This is a genomic window from Allobosea sp. GW821-FHT03A12 (genome assembly GCF_058986765.1).
This window is the reverse complement of the sequence record NZ_JBYSVZ010000003.1, coordinates 606,860-622,609: the sequence shown is the minus strand read 5'-3', so window position 1 is coordinate 622,609 and position 15,750 is coordinate 606,860. Positions and strand designations below refer to the sequence as shown.

Annotated in this window: 17 protein-coding genes and 1 pseudogene; 5 read left to right on the top strand and 13 right to left on the bottom strand. The window is 67.6% G+C overall.

What is annotated here, in order from left to right; all coding sequences use genetic code 11:
- Nucleotides 1-25: 25 nt before the first annotated feature.
- From lptB to AC3WLC_RS10530, 4 genes are all read right to left on the bottom strand, one after another.
- Nucleotides 26-928: an LPS export ABC transporter ATP-binding protein gene (lptB, locus tag AC3WLC_RS10545; protein WP_493683882.1), complete on the bottom strand. Its 903-nt coding sequence runs from the start codon at nt 926-928 to the stop codon at nt 26-28.
- Between the two features lie 117 nt (nt 929-1,045).
- Nucleotides 1,046-1,762, bottom strand: coding sequence for an LptA/OstA family protein (locus tag AC3WLC_RS10540; protein ID WP_493683881.1), 717 nt, complete (start codon nt 1,760-1,762; stop codon nt 1,046-1,048).
- Between the two features lie 41 nt (nt 1,763-1,803).
- Complete coding sequence (gene lptC / locus AC3WLC_RS10535; RefSeq protein ID WP_346357070.1) at nt 1,804-2,484, bottom strand: LPS export ABC transporter periplasmic protein LptC; 681 nt, start codon at nt 2,482-2,484, stop codon at nt 1,804-1,806.
- Between the two features lie 177 nt (nt 2,485-2,661).
- On the bottom strand, nt 2,662-3,276 hold the full coding sequence (locus tag AC3WLC_RS10530; protein WP_493683880.1) for a ribonuclease D: 615 nt from the start codon (nt 3,274-3,276) through the stop codon (nt 2,662-2,664).
- Nucleotides 3,277-3,509: 233 nt separating this feature from the next.
- On the opposite strand from AC3WLC_RS10530, the gene AC3WLC_RS10525 reads away from it, so the two are divergent.
- The 3 genes from AC3WLC_RS10525 (at nt 3,510) to AC3WLC_RS10515 (ending at nt 5,792) form a co-directional block, all read left to right on the top strand.
- Nucleotides 3,510-3,938, top strand: a complete 429-nt coding sequence (locus AC3WLC_RS10525; protein WP_493683879.1) for a DUF805 domain-containing protein — start codon at nt 3,510-3,512, stop codon at nt 3,936-3,938.
- Nucleotides 3,935-5,137, top strand: a complete 1,203-nt coding sequence (gene dapE / locus AC3WLC_RS10520) for a succinyl-diaminopimelate desuccinylase (protein WP_493683878.1) — start codon at nt 3,935-3,937, stop codon at nt 5,135-5,137. Before AC3WLC_RS10525 ends, dapE begins: the two co-directional genes overlap by 4 nt.
- Nucleotides 5,138-5,204: 67 nt before the next feature.
- Complete coding sequence (locus tag AC3WLC_RS10515; RefSeq protein WP_493683877.1) at nt 5,205-5,792, top strand: hypothetical protein; 588 nt, start codon at nt 5,205-5,207, stop codon at nt 5,790-5,792.
- 229 nt (nt 5,793-6,021) lie between these two features.
- Here the strand turns inward: AC3WLC_RS10515 and truA are convergent, their stop codons facing one another.
- From truA to def, 3 genes are read right to left on the bottom strand one after another with little or no spacing between them, the layout of a single operon-like run.
- Entirely contained in the window at nt 6,022-6,759 is a 738-nt protein-coding gene (gene truA / locus AC3WLC_RS10510; protein ID WP_493683876.1) for a tRNA pseudouridine(38-40) synthase TruA, read from the bottom strand.
- A gap of 2 nt (nt 6,760-6,761) precedes the next feature.
- Nucleotides 6,762-7,691, bottom strand: a complete 930-nt coding sequence (fmt, locus tag AC3WLC_RS10505) for a methionyl-tRNA formyltransferase (RefSeq protein ID WP_493683875.1) — start codon at nt 7,689-7,691, stop codon at nt 6,762-6,764.
- 19 nt (nt 7,692-7,710) lie between these two features.
- Nucleotides 7,711-8,244, bottom strand: coding sequence for a peptide deformylase (gene def / locus AC3WLC_RS10500; RefSeq protein ID WP_346357062.1), 534 nt, complete (start codon nt 8,242-8,244; stop codon nt 7,711-7,713).
- A gap of 114 nt (nt 8,245-8,358) precedes the next feature.
- Here def and AC3WLC_RS10495 point away from each other — a divergent pair, with 114 nt between their 5' ends.
- Together AC3WLC_RS10495 and AC3WLC_RS10490 are read left to right on the top strand one after the other, a co-directional pair.
- Entirely contained in the window at nt 8,359-9,543 is a 1,185-nt protein-coding gene (locus tag AC3WLC_RS10495; RefSeq protein WP_493683874.1) for a DNA recombination protein RmuC, read from the top strand.
- A gap of 95 nt (nt 9,544-9,638) precedes the next feature.
- The gene (locus tag AC3WLC_RS10490; RefSeq protein ID WP_493683873.1) at nt 9,639-10,880 is read left to right on the top strand and encodes an MFS transporter; all 1,242 of its coding nucleotides are present in this window, start codon (nt 9,639-9,641) and stop codon (nt 10,878-10,880) included.
- 9 nt (nt 10,881-10,889) lie between these two features.
- Here the strand turns inward: AC3WLC_RS10490 and AC3WLC_RS10485 are convergent, their stop codons facing one another.
- From AC3WLC_RS10485 to AC3WLC_RS10460, 6 genes and pseudogenes are all read right to left on the bottom strand, one after another.
- Nucleotides 10,890-11,399, bottom strand: coding sequence for an OsmC family protein (locus AC3WLC_RS10485; RefSeq protein ID WP_091833586.1), 510 nt, complete (start codon nt 11,397-11,399; stop codon nt 10,890-10,892).
- Between the two features lie 45 nt (nt 11,400-11,444).
- Nucleotides 11,445-12,155 carry an ATP-binding cassette domain-containing protein gene (locus AC3WLC_RS10480; RefSeq protein WP_493683872.1) on the bottom strand — a complete coding sequence of 237 codons (711 nt, stop codon included), beginning with the start codon at nt 12,153-12,155 and terminating at the stop codon, nt 11,445-11,447.
- 164 nt (nt 12,156-12,319) lie between these two features.
- Nucleotides 12,320-12,868, bottom strand: a pseudogene (locus AC3WLC_RS10475) (GNAT family N-acetyltransferase).
- A gap of 29 nt (nt 12,869-12,897) precedes the next feature.
- Nucleotides 12,898-13,680, bottom strand: a complete 783-nt coding sequence (locus tag AC3WLC_RS10470) for an ABC transporter ATP-binding protein (RefSeq protein WP_493683871.1) — start codon at nt 13,678-13,680, stop codon at nt 12,898-12,900.
- A gap of 7 nt (nt 13,681-13,687) precedes the next feature.
- Complete coding sequence (locus AC3WLC_RS10465) at nt 13,688-14,521, bottom strand: ABC transporter permease (RefSeq protein ID WP_493683870.1); 834 nt, start codon at nt 14,519-14,521, stop codon at nt 13,688-13,690.
- Between the two features lie 20 nt (nt 14,522-14,541).
- Nucleotides 14,542-15,516 carry an aliphatic sulfonate ABC transporter substrate-binding protein gene (locus tag AC3WLC_RS10460; protein WP_493683869.1) on the bottom strand — a complete coding sequence of 325 codons (975 nt, stop codon included), beginning with the start codon at nt 15,514-15,516 and terminating at the stop codon, nt 14,542-14,544.
- Nucleotides 15,517-15,750: the final 234 nt, after the last annotated feature.

Here is a 15,750-nt window from a genome sequence, read left to right as displayed (position 1 = left end):
CCGCGAGGATGCTGGGCTTGCCGCCTCAGAGGCGGAAATCCTCGCCGAGATAGACGCGGCGGACATCGGCATTGGCGATGATCTCGGCGGGCGAGCCTTCGGTCAACACCCGGCCGGAATGGATGATGTAGGCGCGATCGACCAGGCCGAGCGTCTCGCGGACATTGTGGTCGGTGATCAGCACGCCGATGCCGCGATCGGTCAATTGCCGCACCAGTTCCTGGATGTCGCCAACCGCGATCGGGTCGATGCCAGCGAAGGGCTCGTCGAGCAGGATGAAGGACGGACGGCCGGCCAGCGCGCGGGCGATCTCGCAGCGGCGGCGCTCGCCGCCCGACAGCGCGATCGAGGGCGCCTTGCGCAGACGGCTGATGTTGAACTCGTCGAGCAGCTTGTCGAGCTCGCGCTCGCGCTTCTTGCGGTTCGGCTCGACCACTTCGAGCACAGCGCGGATATTGTCCTCGACCGAGAGGCCGCGGAAGATCGAAGCTTCCTGCGGCAGGTAGCCGATGCCGAGCCGGGCGCGCTGGTACATCGGCAGATTGGTGATGTCGTTCCCTTCGAGCGAGATCACGCCCATATCGGCACTGACCAGGCCGGTGATCATGTAGAAGATCGTGGTCTTGCCGGCGCCGTTCGGACCGAGCAGGCCGACCGCCTCGCCATTGCGGACGTAGAGCGAAGCCTCGCTGACGACATTGCGGGCGCCATAGGTCTTGCGCAGCCCGCTGACGGCGAGGATGCCGGTGCCGCCGACCGCGCTCGCGATGCGGCCGGATTGGACCTCCTCCTCAGCCGCCGGCTTGCCCTTGCCTCGGCCGAAAAGTCCGCCGAGCCGGCCGAACAGCCCGCTACGCGCCGCAGGCGCCTTGGCCGGCCGCGTCTGGCTGGGCTGCGCCTGCTGGGCAGCCTCGGGGGGCGGGGACATGGATATCGTCACAGGAAGAGGTACGATCCGCTGGCGTTCGACATGGGTCCGCTCTGGTATGCGAGGCGCGCCGAACTGGCAACGCCTTCCTGCGGCTAACCTTGCCGTAAGGGAAGATCAGTTGGTCGGCGTGGCGGCCGGCTTGGCCCCCGCCTTGTCCTTCTTGTCTTTGCCTTCCTCGCCGGAGTTCGGCACGAAGAAGCCTTGGACGCGCCCGCTCGACGTCACGTTGGCGATGCCGGTCTGCGTGTTGTAAACGAGCTTGTCGCCGCGGGTGATGTTCGGGCCGTCGTTCAGCGCGACATTGCCGGTCATGATCACCTGATTGTTGGCGCGGTCGAAGACGGCATTGTCCGAGGTCGCGGCCTGGGTCTTCGAGACCACCGTGACCGGGCCGGTGCATTCGATTCGCTTGATCGCGCCGTCATTGGTGCCCTGGCCCTGCTGTGCAGCAGGCTGTGCCGGCTTCGGCGCGGCGCCCTGACCACCCTGGCCGCGGCCCTCATAGAACACCGTCATCACCGAGCAACGCACGGTCGTCTCGCCCTGCACGGCGACGACGTTGCCCGAGAAGATCGCCTTGTTGTCCTTGTCGAGCACGTCGAGCTTGTTCGCATCGATCTTGATCGGCTCCTTGCTGTCGCCGCCCATGCCGCCGAAGGGCGAACCAGGGGCGCCGCCGCGCGGCTTGGCCGGCTTGGCCGGCGTCGCGCTCGCAGCAGCCGGAGCAGCCGCGGGAGCCGAGCCGGATCGCGCCGGCTGTTGCTGGGCCAGCGCCGCGACGGACAGCGCCGGCGCGATCAAGGCCGCAAGGGCAAAAACGAGAGGTTTCATCGGCGTTCCGTCATTGCTCCACATGGCTCGATGCAACGGCCTCACGGCTTGGCAGCCGGACGAAGGGCTTCGAGATTGGGCGTACTGCCCTCGCGCTCCGGCCCGGCCAGACTGCGCGCCGGCGCATTCTCGATCAGGACATGCACGCGCCCCTCGAAGGTGATGAGCGCGCCATTGTCCTTCACGTCGAGCGTGTCCGCGTCAACCGTCGTCGTGCCGAGATTGACCTTCACCGGCTCGCGCGAATTGACGGTTCCAGCCTTGAAGTCGACATCGGCGGTGCGCATGCGGACATCATAGCCGGAGTCGGTCCGGATCTTCACGTCGTCGACCAGCTTGAGCTTCTCCTTCTGCTGGTCGAAGAGGCCGCTCTTGGCGTTGATGTTGATCCAGCCTTCGGACTTCATCAGCACCCGCGCCACCATCTGCACGAGCTCGATCTGCGTGGGATTGCGTACGTCCTGCAGCGCCGAATCCGCCGTGACCTCGTAAGGGCTGTTGTCCTTGCGATAGCCGGCTAGCTTCGGGGTCTCCATCACCACCTTGCCGCCGGACAGGCTGATTCCGCCCAGCGAGAAATTGCCGGCATGACGCAGCGGATTGAGGAAGGGGACGATGATCAGCCCGACCACCGCGCCGATCGCCCCGATCGGGATCAGGCGCCGCAGCAGGCGCACGAGCACGGAATGCCGACGCGCCGCCTGGAAGGCGCTCTGCCGCATCTGCGCCCGAATCGCCGCCGGACTGCGTGTCTCAGGGGTTGTGATCGCCAAGCTCATGCCCGCCCATTGCCAGCCGCCGGCGGCTTTTTGATGTCGAACCGAGGCACATGCCGACAGGCAACAGCGACCGGTCCGGCGACCGCCAGACGAATGACCCTAGTCTCAAATACCTCAAATTTACGTATGCGCGAAGATGTCGACTTCCGGCCAGCCGGCGAGATCGAGCGCGGCACGCGTCGGCAGGAAGTCGAAGCAGGCCTTGGCGAGATGGCCACGGCTCTCGCGCTCCAGCATCACGTCGAGCTTCGCCTTCAAGGCGTGCAGGTGCAGCACGTCGGAGGCGGCATAGCCGAGCTGCGCTTCGGTGAGCGCGTCGGCGCCCCAATCGGAAGATTGCTGCTGCTTCGACAATTCGACGCCGAGGAGCTCGCGGACGAGGTCCTTGAGCCCGTGCCGGTCAGTATAGGTGCGCACCAGCTTGGAGGCGATCTTGGTGCAGTAGACCGGCGTCGTAACGACGCCGAACGCCTTCTCCAGCGCGGCGATGTCGAAGCGGGCGAAGTGGAAGAGCTTCAGCACGCTGGTGTCCGCGAGGATGCGGCAGAGATTGGCCGGCGCCGGCGCGCCCTTCGGAATCTGCACGACGTCGGCAGTGCCATCGCCGCGCGAGAGCTGCACCACGCAGAGCCGGTCGCGCTGCGGGTTGAGGCCGAGCGTCTCGGTGTCGATCGCCAGGATCGGCCCCGGCTCGTACCCATCGGGAAGATCGCCGCGGTGCAGACGAATGGTCATGCCCAAAACCTCGCTCGGCAGCGCGACGCGCCGCTCACTCAACCTGCCATCCGCCAATCACGCCGAATGGCCCCCTTCAAAATCCGGAGAACCTCTCGCAGCTAGCGGCGCGTCCCGCCGGGTTCAAGCATTTTCTCTGCCAGAACAACCGGTTCGGGTCATTAACCTTTTATTCACCATAAGCTTCATTCCGGCCCATCTCCGTGCGAGGATGCAGGATCGGAGCCCGACCCATGTCCGCAATCCGCTTGTTCACCGATCTCGATGGCCGAATCGGCCTGCGCCAGTTCTGGCTCGGCAGCATCGCGCTCGCCTTCTGCCTGTTGGCGGTCCAGTGGAGCGCGCCCCGTCTGATGGACTGGCATTCGGCGAAAATGGCTGTCGCCTTCGCCAACGCCTTCGCCCTGTTCCCCTGGGCTGCACTGGCGGCCAAGCGCGCCACCGACCGAGGCGGCTCGTCGCTCTTCGGCATCTTCCTGGTCTGCATCATCGTGCTGCCGCGCGAGGTGCAGCCGCTGCTCGGCTATGCTTGGGCGCCCTCGCTGATCGCGATCTCGACGATGGCCTGGCTGGTCGCGCTGGTCGATCTCGGATTGATGCCCGGCGTCGACCGCGATGCGCCGCTTGCAGAGCACAAGGGCGCTGCTAAACCGGCTCGATGAGCCAGAACACAGCTGCCCCCCTCGCCTTCGACCCGACCGATCCGGTCACCCTGACCCAGGCCCTGGTGCGCTGCGCCTCGGTGACGCCAGCCGAAGGCGGCGCGCTCGCGCTGCTCGATGCCGTGCTCAGCGCCGAAGGCTTCAGGGTCGAGCGGCCCGTGTTCTCGGAGCCCGGCATGCCCGATATCGAGAATCTCTATGCCCGCATCGGCAGCGAGGGACCGGTCTTTGTCATCGCCGGCCACACCGATGTCGTCCCGCCCGGCGACCTTTCCGCCTGGACGCATGATCCGTTCGCGGCCGAGATCGAAGGCGGCACGCTCTACGGGCGCGGCGCCTGCGACATGAAGGGCGGGCTCGCCGCCATGACCTCAGCCGCGATCCGCTATCGCCGCGAGAACCCGGATGCGCCGGGCTCGATCGCCTTCCTCGTCACCGGCGACGAAGAGGGTCCGGCTGTCAACGGCACGGTCAAATTGCTGGCCTGGGCCGACGCGCGCGGCGAGCGCTTCGACCATTGCCTGCTCGGCGAGCCGACCAATCCGGCGGCGATGAGCGACATGATCAAGATCGGCCGGCGCGGCTCGCTGACCGGCAAGCTCGCCGTCCAGGGCGTGCAGGGCCATGTCGGCTACCCGCACCTCGCCCAGAACCCGATCCGCGGCATGGTCCGGTTGCTGGCAGCGCTGGACGCAACGCCGCTCGACGCCGGCACCGAGCATTTCGATCCGAGCAATCTCGAAGTGACGACGCTCGATGTCGGCAATCCCGCAACCAACGTGATCCCGGCGCAGGCCAGGGCCGTCTTCAACATCCGCTTCAACGACCTCTGGACGCCGGAGACGCTGGCGGCCGAGATCGAACGGCGCCTGCGCGAGGCGGCCGGCAACACCGTGCGCTATGAGATCAGCTTCGAGCCGACCAATGCGGTCGCCTTCCTGACCCAGCCGGGGCCGTTCGTCGCGATGGCCGCCGATGCCGTCGAAGCCGAGACCGGCAAGCGCCCGGCGCTGTCGACGACCGGCGGCACCTCGGACGCCCGCTTCATCAAGAACTACTGCCCGGTCGTCGAATACGGCGTGGTCGGCCAGACCATGCACCAGATCGACGAGCGGGTCGCCGTCGCCGACCTGATCACGCTGGAGCGGATCACGCATCGTTTACTGGCGGGCTATTTCGCTGCAGCGCAGCAGGCTTGACGGAACCGACCCTGACGCCCACAGTTTAGACGAAAGTCTAATACGGTGACGTCCGGAGGGTTGGGCCATGAGGCTTGCTGCCGACGATGTGACGCGATCGCTCGCCGCCTCCTGGCGCCTGCTGCGGGCCGACGCGAAAGCCCTGCCCGATCTCGACCTCAGCCGCGACGGGTTCTGGCGCTCCTATCTCGCGCTGGTGCTGGTCGTGCCCTCGATGATCCCGGCGCTGGCGGCCGAGCGCACGCTTGCCGGACTTTCGAACAGCGGCGGGTTGTTCGACGCGCCCGGCCTGATCGCCGCGATCGTCACCGCCGAGATCCTGGCGATCCTCGCCGTGCCGGCGCTGCTGGTCGGGCTCGCGCCCGGCCTCACCCGCAATCCGCGCTTCACCAGCTTCGTCATCGCCTGGAACTGGGCCGGCATCCTCTCGGCGGCGTTGATGGCGGTGCCGGCGACGGTGTTCGCGCTGGGCTGGTCAAATCCCGGCATCGCCGGCTTCCAGAGCCTCGCTTTCGCGGCGATCGTGCTCAGGCTGCGCTACTGCGTCGCGCGCGCCGCCTTCGGGGCGCAAAGCGGCGTCGCGGGCGCTATCGCCTGCGCCAGCGTCCTCGCCGACTACACGGTGCTGAAGAGCTTCGGGCTCGCCGGGTTCTGATCCGCAGGCGTCATTCCGGGGCAGGCCGCAGGCCTGAGCCCGGAAACCATGAACACTGCCCTTTCCGTCATGGTCGGGCTCGTCCCGACCATCCACGTCTTCCTTTGCGCAGGCGATGTTCAAGACGTGGGTGCTCGCCACAAGGGCGAGCATGACGGGCTGGAGCAATGTCGTGGTCATGGGTTCCGGGCTCGCCGCTCCGCGGCGCCCCGGAAAGACGGGGTGACTCTCAGTAATCCACGCCCGCCAGATAGAGCCCGCAGGGCGGCGCCAGCGCGGCGCATTGCGAGCGGTCGCGCGCCGCCAGCACCTTGCCGACCTTGTTCTCCGGCCAGCGCCCCATGCCGACCATCTTCAGGCAGCCGACCATGGAGCGGACCTGATGATGCAGGAAGGAGCGGGCATGGACATAGGCGACGATCTCAGCCCCCTCGCGTCGGCAGTCGAAGCGGTCGAGCGTGCGCAGCGGGCTATTGGCCTGGCATTCGGCGGCGCGGAAGGTGGTGAAGTCGTGATGGCCGATCAGCGCCTTGGCGGCGCGATCCATCGCCTCGTGATCGAGCTTGACCGGAACATGCCAGACGCGGTTCGCATCGAGCGCCGGCTGCGCCCGCCGGTCGAGGATGCGGTAGATGTAGTAACGCCGCGTCGCCGAGATGCGGGCATCAAAGCTATCCGGCACCGCCTCGGCGCTCAGCACCGCCACCGGCAGGCGTTTCAGCCGGGCATTGCTGGCGTCGCGCACGACATCGGTGCGCCAGTCCTTATCGAGATCGACATGGGCGACCTGATGAGTGGCGTGGACGCCGGCATCGGTGCGCCCGGCGCAATGCAGGCGCACGGCATGGCCGCAGAAGGCCTCGACCGCCTCCTCGACGCTCTGCTGCACCGACGGCCCGTTGAGCTGGCGCTGCCAGCCTGAGAAGGGCGTGCCGTCATATTCGATGACGAGCTTGTAACGCGGCATCGCTACAGTTTCGCGCCCGCCGAGAGCCTCGCTCCGCGCAGGAACTCCTGGGCGCTCATCGGGCCCTTGCCGGCGCGCTGGACCTGGAGCAGCTTCACCGCCCCGACCGCGCAGGCGATGGTGCCCTCGTCGTCGAGCAGCGTGCCCGGCTCAGCCGCGCCACCGGCGCGAGCGGTGCGCAGCAGCTTCAAGCGCTCCGGCCCCTTGCCGAGGTCGACCTCGACGAAGGCACCCGGGAAGGGCGAGAGACCGCGCACGACGTCATGGACCTGCTGCGCCGGCCGGTTCCAGCTCAGCTTCGCCTCGTCATTGCCGATCTTGCTGGCATAGGTGACGCCCTCTTCCGCCTGCGGCGTGAAACGCAGGCCGCCACGGCTGAGGGCGGCAAGCGCCCGGACCATCAGGTCAGCGCCGAGGCCGGCGAGCCGGTCATGCATGTCGCCGGCCGTGGCGTTGCCGTCGATCGCAAGCGTCTCGACCATGGCGACGGGACCGGTATCGAGCCCCTCTTCCATCTTCATCACGCAGACGCCGGTCTCGGCATCCCCCGCCATGATGGCGCGCTGGATCGGCGCGGCGCCGCGCCAGCGCGGCAGGAGCGAAGCATGCAGGTTGAGGCAGCCGAGCTCCGGCACCTGCAGGATCGCCTTGGGCAGGATCAGGCCATAGGCGACGACGGCGGCGACATCGGCCTGGTGCGAGGCCATGATCTCGGCCGCCTCGGCGTTCTTCAGCGTCTTTGGCGAGAACACCGGGATGCCGAAGCGCTCGGCCGTGACCTGGACCGGCGAGGGCCGCAGCTCCATGCCGCGCCCGGCCGGCGCTGGCGCACGGGTATAGACGGAGACGACCTCGTGGCCCTGGCCGATGATCTCGGTCAGGGTCGGCACGGCGAAATCCGGCGTGCCCATGAAGATGACGCGCAAGCTCATGATCTGACGCTCCAGCCGCTCAGGCCGCGCTGTCCCGTTTCGCCGCCTTGGCGAAGCGCTTGTTGACCCGGTCGCGCTTCAGCCGCGACAGGTAATCGATGAAGAGCACGCCGTTGAGATGGTCGATCTCGTGCTGCAGGCAGGTGGCGAGCAGGCCGTCGGCCTCGACCTCCTGCGCCTTGCCGTCGAGATCGCGATAGCTGACCTTGACCCGCGCCGGGCGCTCGACCTCCTCGTAATATTCGGGGATCGAGAGGCAGCCCTCCTCATAGGAGCTCAGCTCCTCCGAGCGCCAGGTCACCTCGGGATTGATCAGGACCATCGGCTCGCGCTTCTGCTCCTCGCCCTCCTCCGCCTTCTTCGACACGTCGAGCGTGACGAGGCGGACCGGCTCGCCGATCTGGATCGCGGCAAGGCCGATTCCCGGCGCGTCGTACATGGTCTCCAGCATGTCGTCGGCGAGCTTGCGGATCTCCGGCGTGATGTCGCCGATCGGCGTGGAGACCTTGCGCAGCATCGAATCGGGCAGGATGACGAGAGGGCGGATGGCCATAGGGCGCTCTGAACGATTGTCGGAAGTTGCGGCGACATAAGCACTTGTGACGAAGCGGTCAAACTGTTCCGCTTATGTTCTGGATTTGCGGCGGAGATCGTGTAGGCTCGCGGCATGAACCAGATCGCCTTCGTCCTGCTGGAACGCCCCGTGAGCTGGGCCGAGGCCGCCTTCGGCTTCGCCGGGCTGACGCTTTTCCTGCTGGTGCTGGCGCTGCTCTCGTCCTGGCGCGCGGCGCGCCGGCGCGAGATCGAGGCGGCGATGGCGGCCGAGCGTGCCCGCGAGATGGACGACAAGGTCGCCGAGATGAACCGGCAGCAGGCCGAGCTCAGCGGCCGCCTGCAGACCATGGCCGAGATCCTCTCGACCCGGCAGGGCGACCTCGCCCGGATCATGGCCGAGCGGATGGAGGGTCTGCGCCAGCAGGTCGGCGCCGGGCTGGAGCAGAATGTCCGCCAGACCAATGAGAGCCTCGGCAAGCTTCAGGAACGGCTTGCCGTCATCGACAACGCCCAGAAGAACCTGACCGAGCTCACCGGCGAGGTGGTGACGCTGAAGGACGTACTCGCCAACAAGCAGGCCCGCGGCGCCTATGGCCAGGGCCGGATGGAGGCGATCATCCGCGACGGTCTGCCCGCCGCGTTCTTCTCCTTCCAGCCCACGCTCTCGACCGGCAAGCGGCCTGACTGCCTGGTCACCCTGCCGGGCGACGGACGCGGCCTCGTCATCGACGCGAAGTTCCCGCTGGAGAGCTTCACCATGCTGCGCGAGGCGCGCGGCGACGAGGCGAAAAAGCAGGCCTCGGCCCGGGTGCGCGCTGATGTCGGCCAGCACGTCAAGGACATTGCCGAGCGCTATTTCCTGCCGGGCGAGACGCAGGACATGGCGCTGCTCTTCGTACCGTCGGAGGCGATCTATGCCGATCTGCACGAGCATTTCGACGACGTGATCCAGAAGGCCCATCGGGCGCGCGTGATGATCGTCTCGCCCTCGCTGCTGGCGCTGGCGATCCAGCTGATGCAGTCGCTGGTGCGCGATGCCCGCATGCGCGAGGAGGCGCAGGTGATCCAGTCCGAGGTCGGCAAGCTGCTCGACGATGTCCGCCGCCTCGGTGACCGGGTCGACAAGCTCGACAGCCATTTCCGCCAGGCGCAGGACGACGTCGCCCAGATCAAGACCTCGGCCGGCAAGGTCTCCGGCCGGGCCGAGCGGATCGGCGCGCTGGAATTCGACGATGCCAGCCCGAACGAGCCGCAACTGCCCTTCGCTAAGGCGGTGAAGCTGAAGGCGGCGGAATGACGCGGTGCGGGTATTTTGCCCGCGCGCGCCATGCCGAGATCACATTCCGGCGTTGAGCTGCGGGCCTTCCCAGACTGCGCCGGAGGCCGTGACCCTTGCTCGTCCAGATCGGAACGCTCATCGCCGCGACGAGCCTCGTGCAGCTCGCCAACGGCTTCTTCAACACGTTCCTGTCGCTGCGGCTGACGAGCGCGGGCTTCGGACCGACGCTGACCGGACTGGTGCTCAGCGCCTATTTCATCGGCTTCACCATCGGCGCGGTCGGCTGCGGACGCGTCATCCAGCGCGTCGGCCATATCCGCGCCTATGCCGCCTTCGCCGGCATGGTCGTGGTCGGAACGGCGGCAATGCCGCTCTTCGTCTCGCCGCTTGGCTGGATCGCCTGCCGGATGGCGATCGGCATCGGCTGCGTCGGCCTGTTCATCACCACCGAGAGCTGGCTCAACGCCAAGGCCCCGCCCGAACAGCGCGGCCGCATCTTCTCGATCTACATGGTCGGCACGTTTCTCGCGCTGGCGGCCGGGCAATTGCTGATCGGCAAGCTCCCGGTCGAGACCGCCGTGCCGTTCAACATCATCGTCGCGCTGTTCGCGCTGGCGCTGGTGATGGTCAGCACGACTCGTGCGGAAGCTCCGACGCTGCCGGCGGAAGCCTCGCTGCCCTATGGCGAGCTGACGCGGCAGGCGCCAATCTCGGTGATCGGCTGCGTGATCGCCGGCATGATCAGCAGCGCCTTCTATGCGCTGTTCCCGGCCTGGATGGCGCAGAATGCCATCCCGCAGGAGACGATCGCGCTGTTCATGCTGGTCGCGGTGCTCGGCGGCTTCGCCTTCCAGGTTCCGGTCGGCCGCTTCTCCGATCGCGGCGATCGCCGGATCGTGCTGGCGGGCCTTGCGCTCGGCTTCTCGGTCGCAGCCGTCGCGCTCGACCTCGTGCCACGCCAGCTTGGCGCAGTGCTGCCGGTGGCCGCGCTGCTCGGTGGCTTCATGTCGACGCTCTATCCGGTCTGCGTCGCCCATGCACTCGACCGCATGCCGCAGGATCGCGTCGTCGCGGTGAGCGGCCGGCTGATCCTGGTCAGCGGCATCGGCTCGGCGCTCGGCCCGCTGCTCGGCGCCCAGGTGATGGCGCGGCTCGACATCAACGGGCTGCTCTATTTCATGGCCGCGATCAGCGCCCTGCTCGCAGCCTTGGCGGCGCTGCGCATCCGCCAGCGCGCGGCGCCCGAACAGATGTCCGAGCGCCCCTTCGCGATCATCGACCCGATGACGGCGCCGATCTCACAGGAACCGGAAGCGACGGAGGCGGATGGCTCACCGCGCCCGCTGCCGGCCTGATCAGGCCGATCAAGCCCGGGCGAGATTAGCCGAGAGCTCCGGCTTCACGTTCAGTGTCTGGAAGACGACGCAGTAGCGCTCGGTCAGCTTGAGCAAGGTATCGAGCTTATCCTGCGGCGCATCGGTCTCGACGTCGAAGGAGAGGCGGATCGCCTTGAAGCCGACTGCCGCATCCTTGGCGACGCCGAGCGTGCCGCGAAAGTCGAGGTCGCCCTCGGCGCGGACCGTGCCCTTCTTCAGCTCGATCTCGAGTGCGGTCGCGACCGCCTTCAGCGTGACGCCAGCACAGGCGACGAGCGCCTCGAGCAGCATGTCGCCCGAGCAAAGCTCGGCGCCGGAGCCGCCGGTCGCCGGGTGCAGGCCAGCGAGCGCAATCGCGCGGCCGGTCTCGACCTTGCAGGCAATGTGCTGGTCGTCGAGCTCGCCCTTGGCTTTCAGCGTGATCACCGCCGCATCGGGCGCCTCACGATACTTGTCCTTGAGCGGAGCCTGCAGAGCGCGCAGCGCGGTGACGTCCATGGTCGTGATCCCTAGCGAAAACTGTTCGCGGCCTGTCTAGCCGGTTCAGGCCGCCGCCTCCACCTCCGGCGCGGCATGCCGGCCTTCCTTGTCAAGCGCCCGGCGCAGTTCGCGGCGCAGGGCAACGAAGCCGACCGAGCCCTCCTCGCGCGGACGCGCCAGCAGGTTGTCGAGGCTGAAGGCGACCGGCCCCGGCTGCTGCGGCAGGACGAGGACGCGGTCTGCCAGATGCAAGGCGTCCTCGACCGAGCCGGTGGCAATGACGACAGCGGGACGCCCCTGCGTACATAGCTCCGGCAGGAAGGCGGCGAGCCGGTCCCGCGCCTCGCTATCGAGCCCAGCAAAGGGCTCGTCGATCAGCAGCAGGCGCGGCCTGACCAGCAGCAGGCGGGCAATGGCGAGCCGCAGCAATTCTTCGGGCGAGAGCGTCCCGGGCCGCTGGGTCGCCTGCGCGGCAAGGCCGACGCGGACCAGCACATTGGCGATCAGGCCCTCGCGCTCGAACGGCGTGGCTTTGGGCAAGGCAAAGGCGAGGTTCTCGGTGAGATCGAGCCAGGCAAAGAAGCGCGGGCGAGCACAGAGCAGGCCGATCTCGGCGGTCGGCACGATTTCCTCGTCGGCCCGAAGGCCGGCGAAACCACGTAGCGCCGCCGCCCGCACCTCGGGAGCGCCAAGCAGGGCGACAACCTCGCCGGCGGCCGGACGCGGCAGGGCGTGAACAGGGGAGCGGGAGAGATTGTGAAGAACGGCCGACATGCCTTGGCTCCATCCATAGATAAGGCGGAAGGAGCGCCACGGCCTCAGGGCCGTCCCGTCGTCCCGCGCTTTAGCTGCATTTGTTTCGCGCCCGCAAGCTGAGGCTCAAATCGGCGCGTGTCCTTTCATAAGGTCTGAACGTCCGTTTTGTCAAACGGACCCTCTCAGTCAGGGAAGTCGGCACGGGCGAGCCGGTAGCGGCATTGCAGGATGGTTTCACCGCGCGAGCGCGAGGGGCACTCGACCCGGTCGAGCAAGCGGAAACCCAGCCTGGTCAGCACCCGGCCCGAAGCAGCATTGTCGGCCGCGTGACCCGAACGGAGCGACAGCAGGCCGGCATTGGCGAAGGCGAACCGCACCACCGCCCTGGCCGCCTCGGAGGCGAAGCCCTGTCCCTAGGTCGCCTGCTCGAACCAGTAGCCGAGCTCGCCCTCGCCATCGGCGATCTCATCGATGTCGACGAGCCCGATCATCCGCCCGTCCAGCATCGCGGCGAAGCGATAAGCCTCCCCCGCCGCCCATTCGCGCGGATGGTCGGCGAACCAGGCTTCGATCTCGGTCCGTTCGGGTGGAAAGGAGGCCATCCGCAGCATTCGCGTGACGGCCCAGTCGGACTGTATCTCGAAGGCGCGTTGCGCGTCGGCCGCAGACGAGGGCCGCAAGGCGAGCCGGGCGGTCGCGATCGTCCTGCGTGGGATGGGCGCGGTGTCCATCGCCCGATGCTGCCACGGTCGTGCGGCGCCTACCACCACATGCCGGCACTCTCGGCCGCCTTGTGCTGGCGCGGCTCGCTGTCGGTGAGCGAGCGGTCGAGCGTGCGCAGCGCCTCGCGCTTGATCGCCTCGAAGGCCGGCGAAAGCCGGTCGCGCGGGCGGGTCAGCGGGTTGTCGAGCTCGTCGAAAATGCGGCCGGGCCTGGGTTGCATCACCACGATGCGGTCGGCCAGCGTCACCGCCTCCTCAACGTCGTGCGTTACCATCACCACGGTCGGCCGGCTCTCCTCCCAGAGAGCGAGGAGATGGCCGTGCAGGCTGGCGCGCGTGGTGGCGTCGAGCGCCGAGAAGGGCTCGTCCATCAACAGGAGCTTGGGTCGGGTGACGAGGGCACGGGCGATGGCGACGCGCTGCTGCTGGCCGCCGGAGAGCTCGCGCGGCCAGCGCGCCTCGTAGCCGGCGAGGCCGACACGGGCGAGCGCCCCGGTGACGAGACGGGCGCGCTCAGCCGCCGGGAGATGGCTGAGGCCGAAGCCGGCATTGTCGGCGACCGAGAGCCAGGGCAGCAAACGCGGCTCCTGGAAGATCACGCCGACATCGGCGCGCGGCTCGGTGATGGCCGCGTCGTCGAGCAGGATGCGCCCCTCGCTCGGCCGGTCGAGCCCGGCCACGAGGCGCAGCAGCGTGGTCTTGCCGCAGCCGGAGCCGCCGACCAGCGCCAGGATCTCGCCGGCCGCAACGGAAATGTCGATGCCGGACAAAGCCCGGGTGCCATCGGCATAGGTCTTGGACATATGGTCGAAGGTGAGCATCGCGCCCTTAGAGCCTGTCTCTGGCAGTATCCTGCCAAGCGAGGAAAGGGTGGGTCAGCGCAAGCAGGAGACCGTCGGCGAGTTTGCCGAGCACGGCGAAGGCGATGATCGCGGCGATGATCGTATCGGGACGGCCGAGCTGCTGGCCGTCGACCAGGAGATAGCCGAGGCCTTCGCTCGCGCCCATGATCTCTGCGGCGACGACGAACATGAAGCCGAGGCCGAGCCCGCCTCGCAGCGCCGTGAACCAGTCGGGCAGGATCGCCGGCAACAGCACGCGACGGACCATGGCGAGCCGGCCGAGGCGGAAGACACGGCCGACCTCGACGATCTTGCGATCGATCGAGAGGATCGCGGCGGCGACGCCGAGATAGACCGGGAAGAAAACGCCGACCGCGATCAGCGCCACCTTCGAGGCCTCGAAGATACCGAACCAGAGGATGAAGAGCGGCACCCAGGCGATCGAGGGGATGGCGCGCAGAGCCTGCAAGGTCGGATCGAGCAGGCCTCGCGCCAATGGCAGGGCACCGGTCAGGGCGCCGAGCGCGGTGCCAACGGCGGCGCCGATGCCGAAGCCGGCAGCGACGCGCCAGAGCGTCGCCAAAGCGTGGGTCCAGAGTTCGCCGCTGACGGCGAGCTGCCAGAGCGTTTTGCCGACCACACTGGGCGGCGGCATCAGCCGGCCATTGGCAATGCCGGCGCGGACGAGGATTTCCCAGATGATTGCGAGGACGACGGGCAGCAGGAAGCCGGCTAGGCGGAGGCCGGCGCGCGAAACCGGCCGCGCACGAGGCGCGGCCGGCTTCTCATCAACGGCGTCTGCGATCTCGATCGAACTCATTGCGACGGGATCATGCCCGTTCAGTTGGTCGCGGCAAAGCGCTTGTCGATCAGCGCTTCGACTGATGCCTTGACGTCGGCATTGGCGGGCAGGACGCCGGCCTGCTGCAGGGCAAGGCCCGCGGCGAGGATGGTCTCGGCTTGCGCCGGGCCGATCGTGCTGTGGGTCAGTTCGGTGCGGGTGAGCTGACGCTCGATCACCGCGTCGGAGAGCTTGGTCGCCTCGACCAGTGCCTTCCTGACCTCGGCCGGGTTGGCGAGCGCGATGGCGCGCGCCTCCTCATAGGCCTTGAGCACCTTGCGGACGAGCTCGGGGTTCTTCTCGGAGAACTCCTCGCGGACGTTGAGCACGCCCCAGGTGTTGTCGGCGGCCTTGCGGTGGAAGAGCTTGGCGCCGGCTTCGACCTCGGCGGCGGCCATCATCGGGTCGAGCCCGGCCCAGGCCTCGACATCGCCCCGCTCCAAAGCGAGGCGGCCGTCGGCATGCTGCAGCAGCACGAGCTTGACGTCCTTCTCGGTCAGGCCGGCCTCGGCGAGCGAGCGGACCAGGAAGATGTGCGGATCGGTGCCGCGGGTGACGGCGACGCGCTTGCCCTTGAGATCGGCGACCTTGGTGACCTCGCTCTTGGCTCCGGTGACAAGCGCCGTCCATTCCGGCCGCGAGTAGACATAGATCGACTTGATCGGGTTGCCGTTGATCCTGGCGATCAGCGCGGCTGCACCCGCGGTCGAGCCGAAATCGAGCGAGCCGGCATTGAGGAATTCGAGCGCCTTGTTCGAGCCGGCCGAGAACACCCAGCGCACCTTGATGCCATCGGCCTCCAGCGCCTTCTCCAGGATGCCGCGCTCCTTCAGCAGCAGGCTGACCGGGTTGTAGGTGGCGTAGTCGACGCGGATCTCCTTCGGTGCCTGCGCCTGGGCGCTACCGAAGGCGAGGGAAGCGGCGGCAAGGCCGGCGAGCACGGCGCGGCGAGTCGGAAATGAGATGATCGGCATGGCGTTCCCCTTCGGTCGATCTTGCGCGAAGGGATGGAGGCAGTTGCCCCTTAAGCCCCCGCTTTAGCTGCACTTGTTTCGCGCCCGCAAGCTGCTGGCTCAAATCGGCGCGTGTCCGATTGATAGGTTCGATCGTTCTCTTTGTCAAACAAGACGCAAGATTGCGTGGTATCCATAATTTCACATATATTTATTGTTGAATTATGTTTCCGTGCTTGGCCTCGTTCGTGCTAG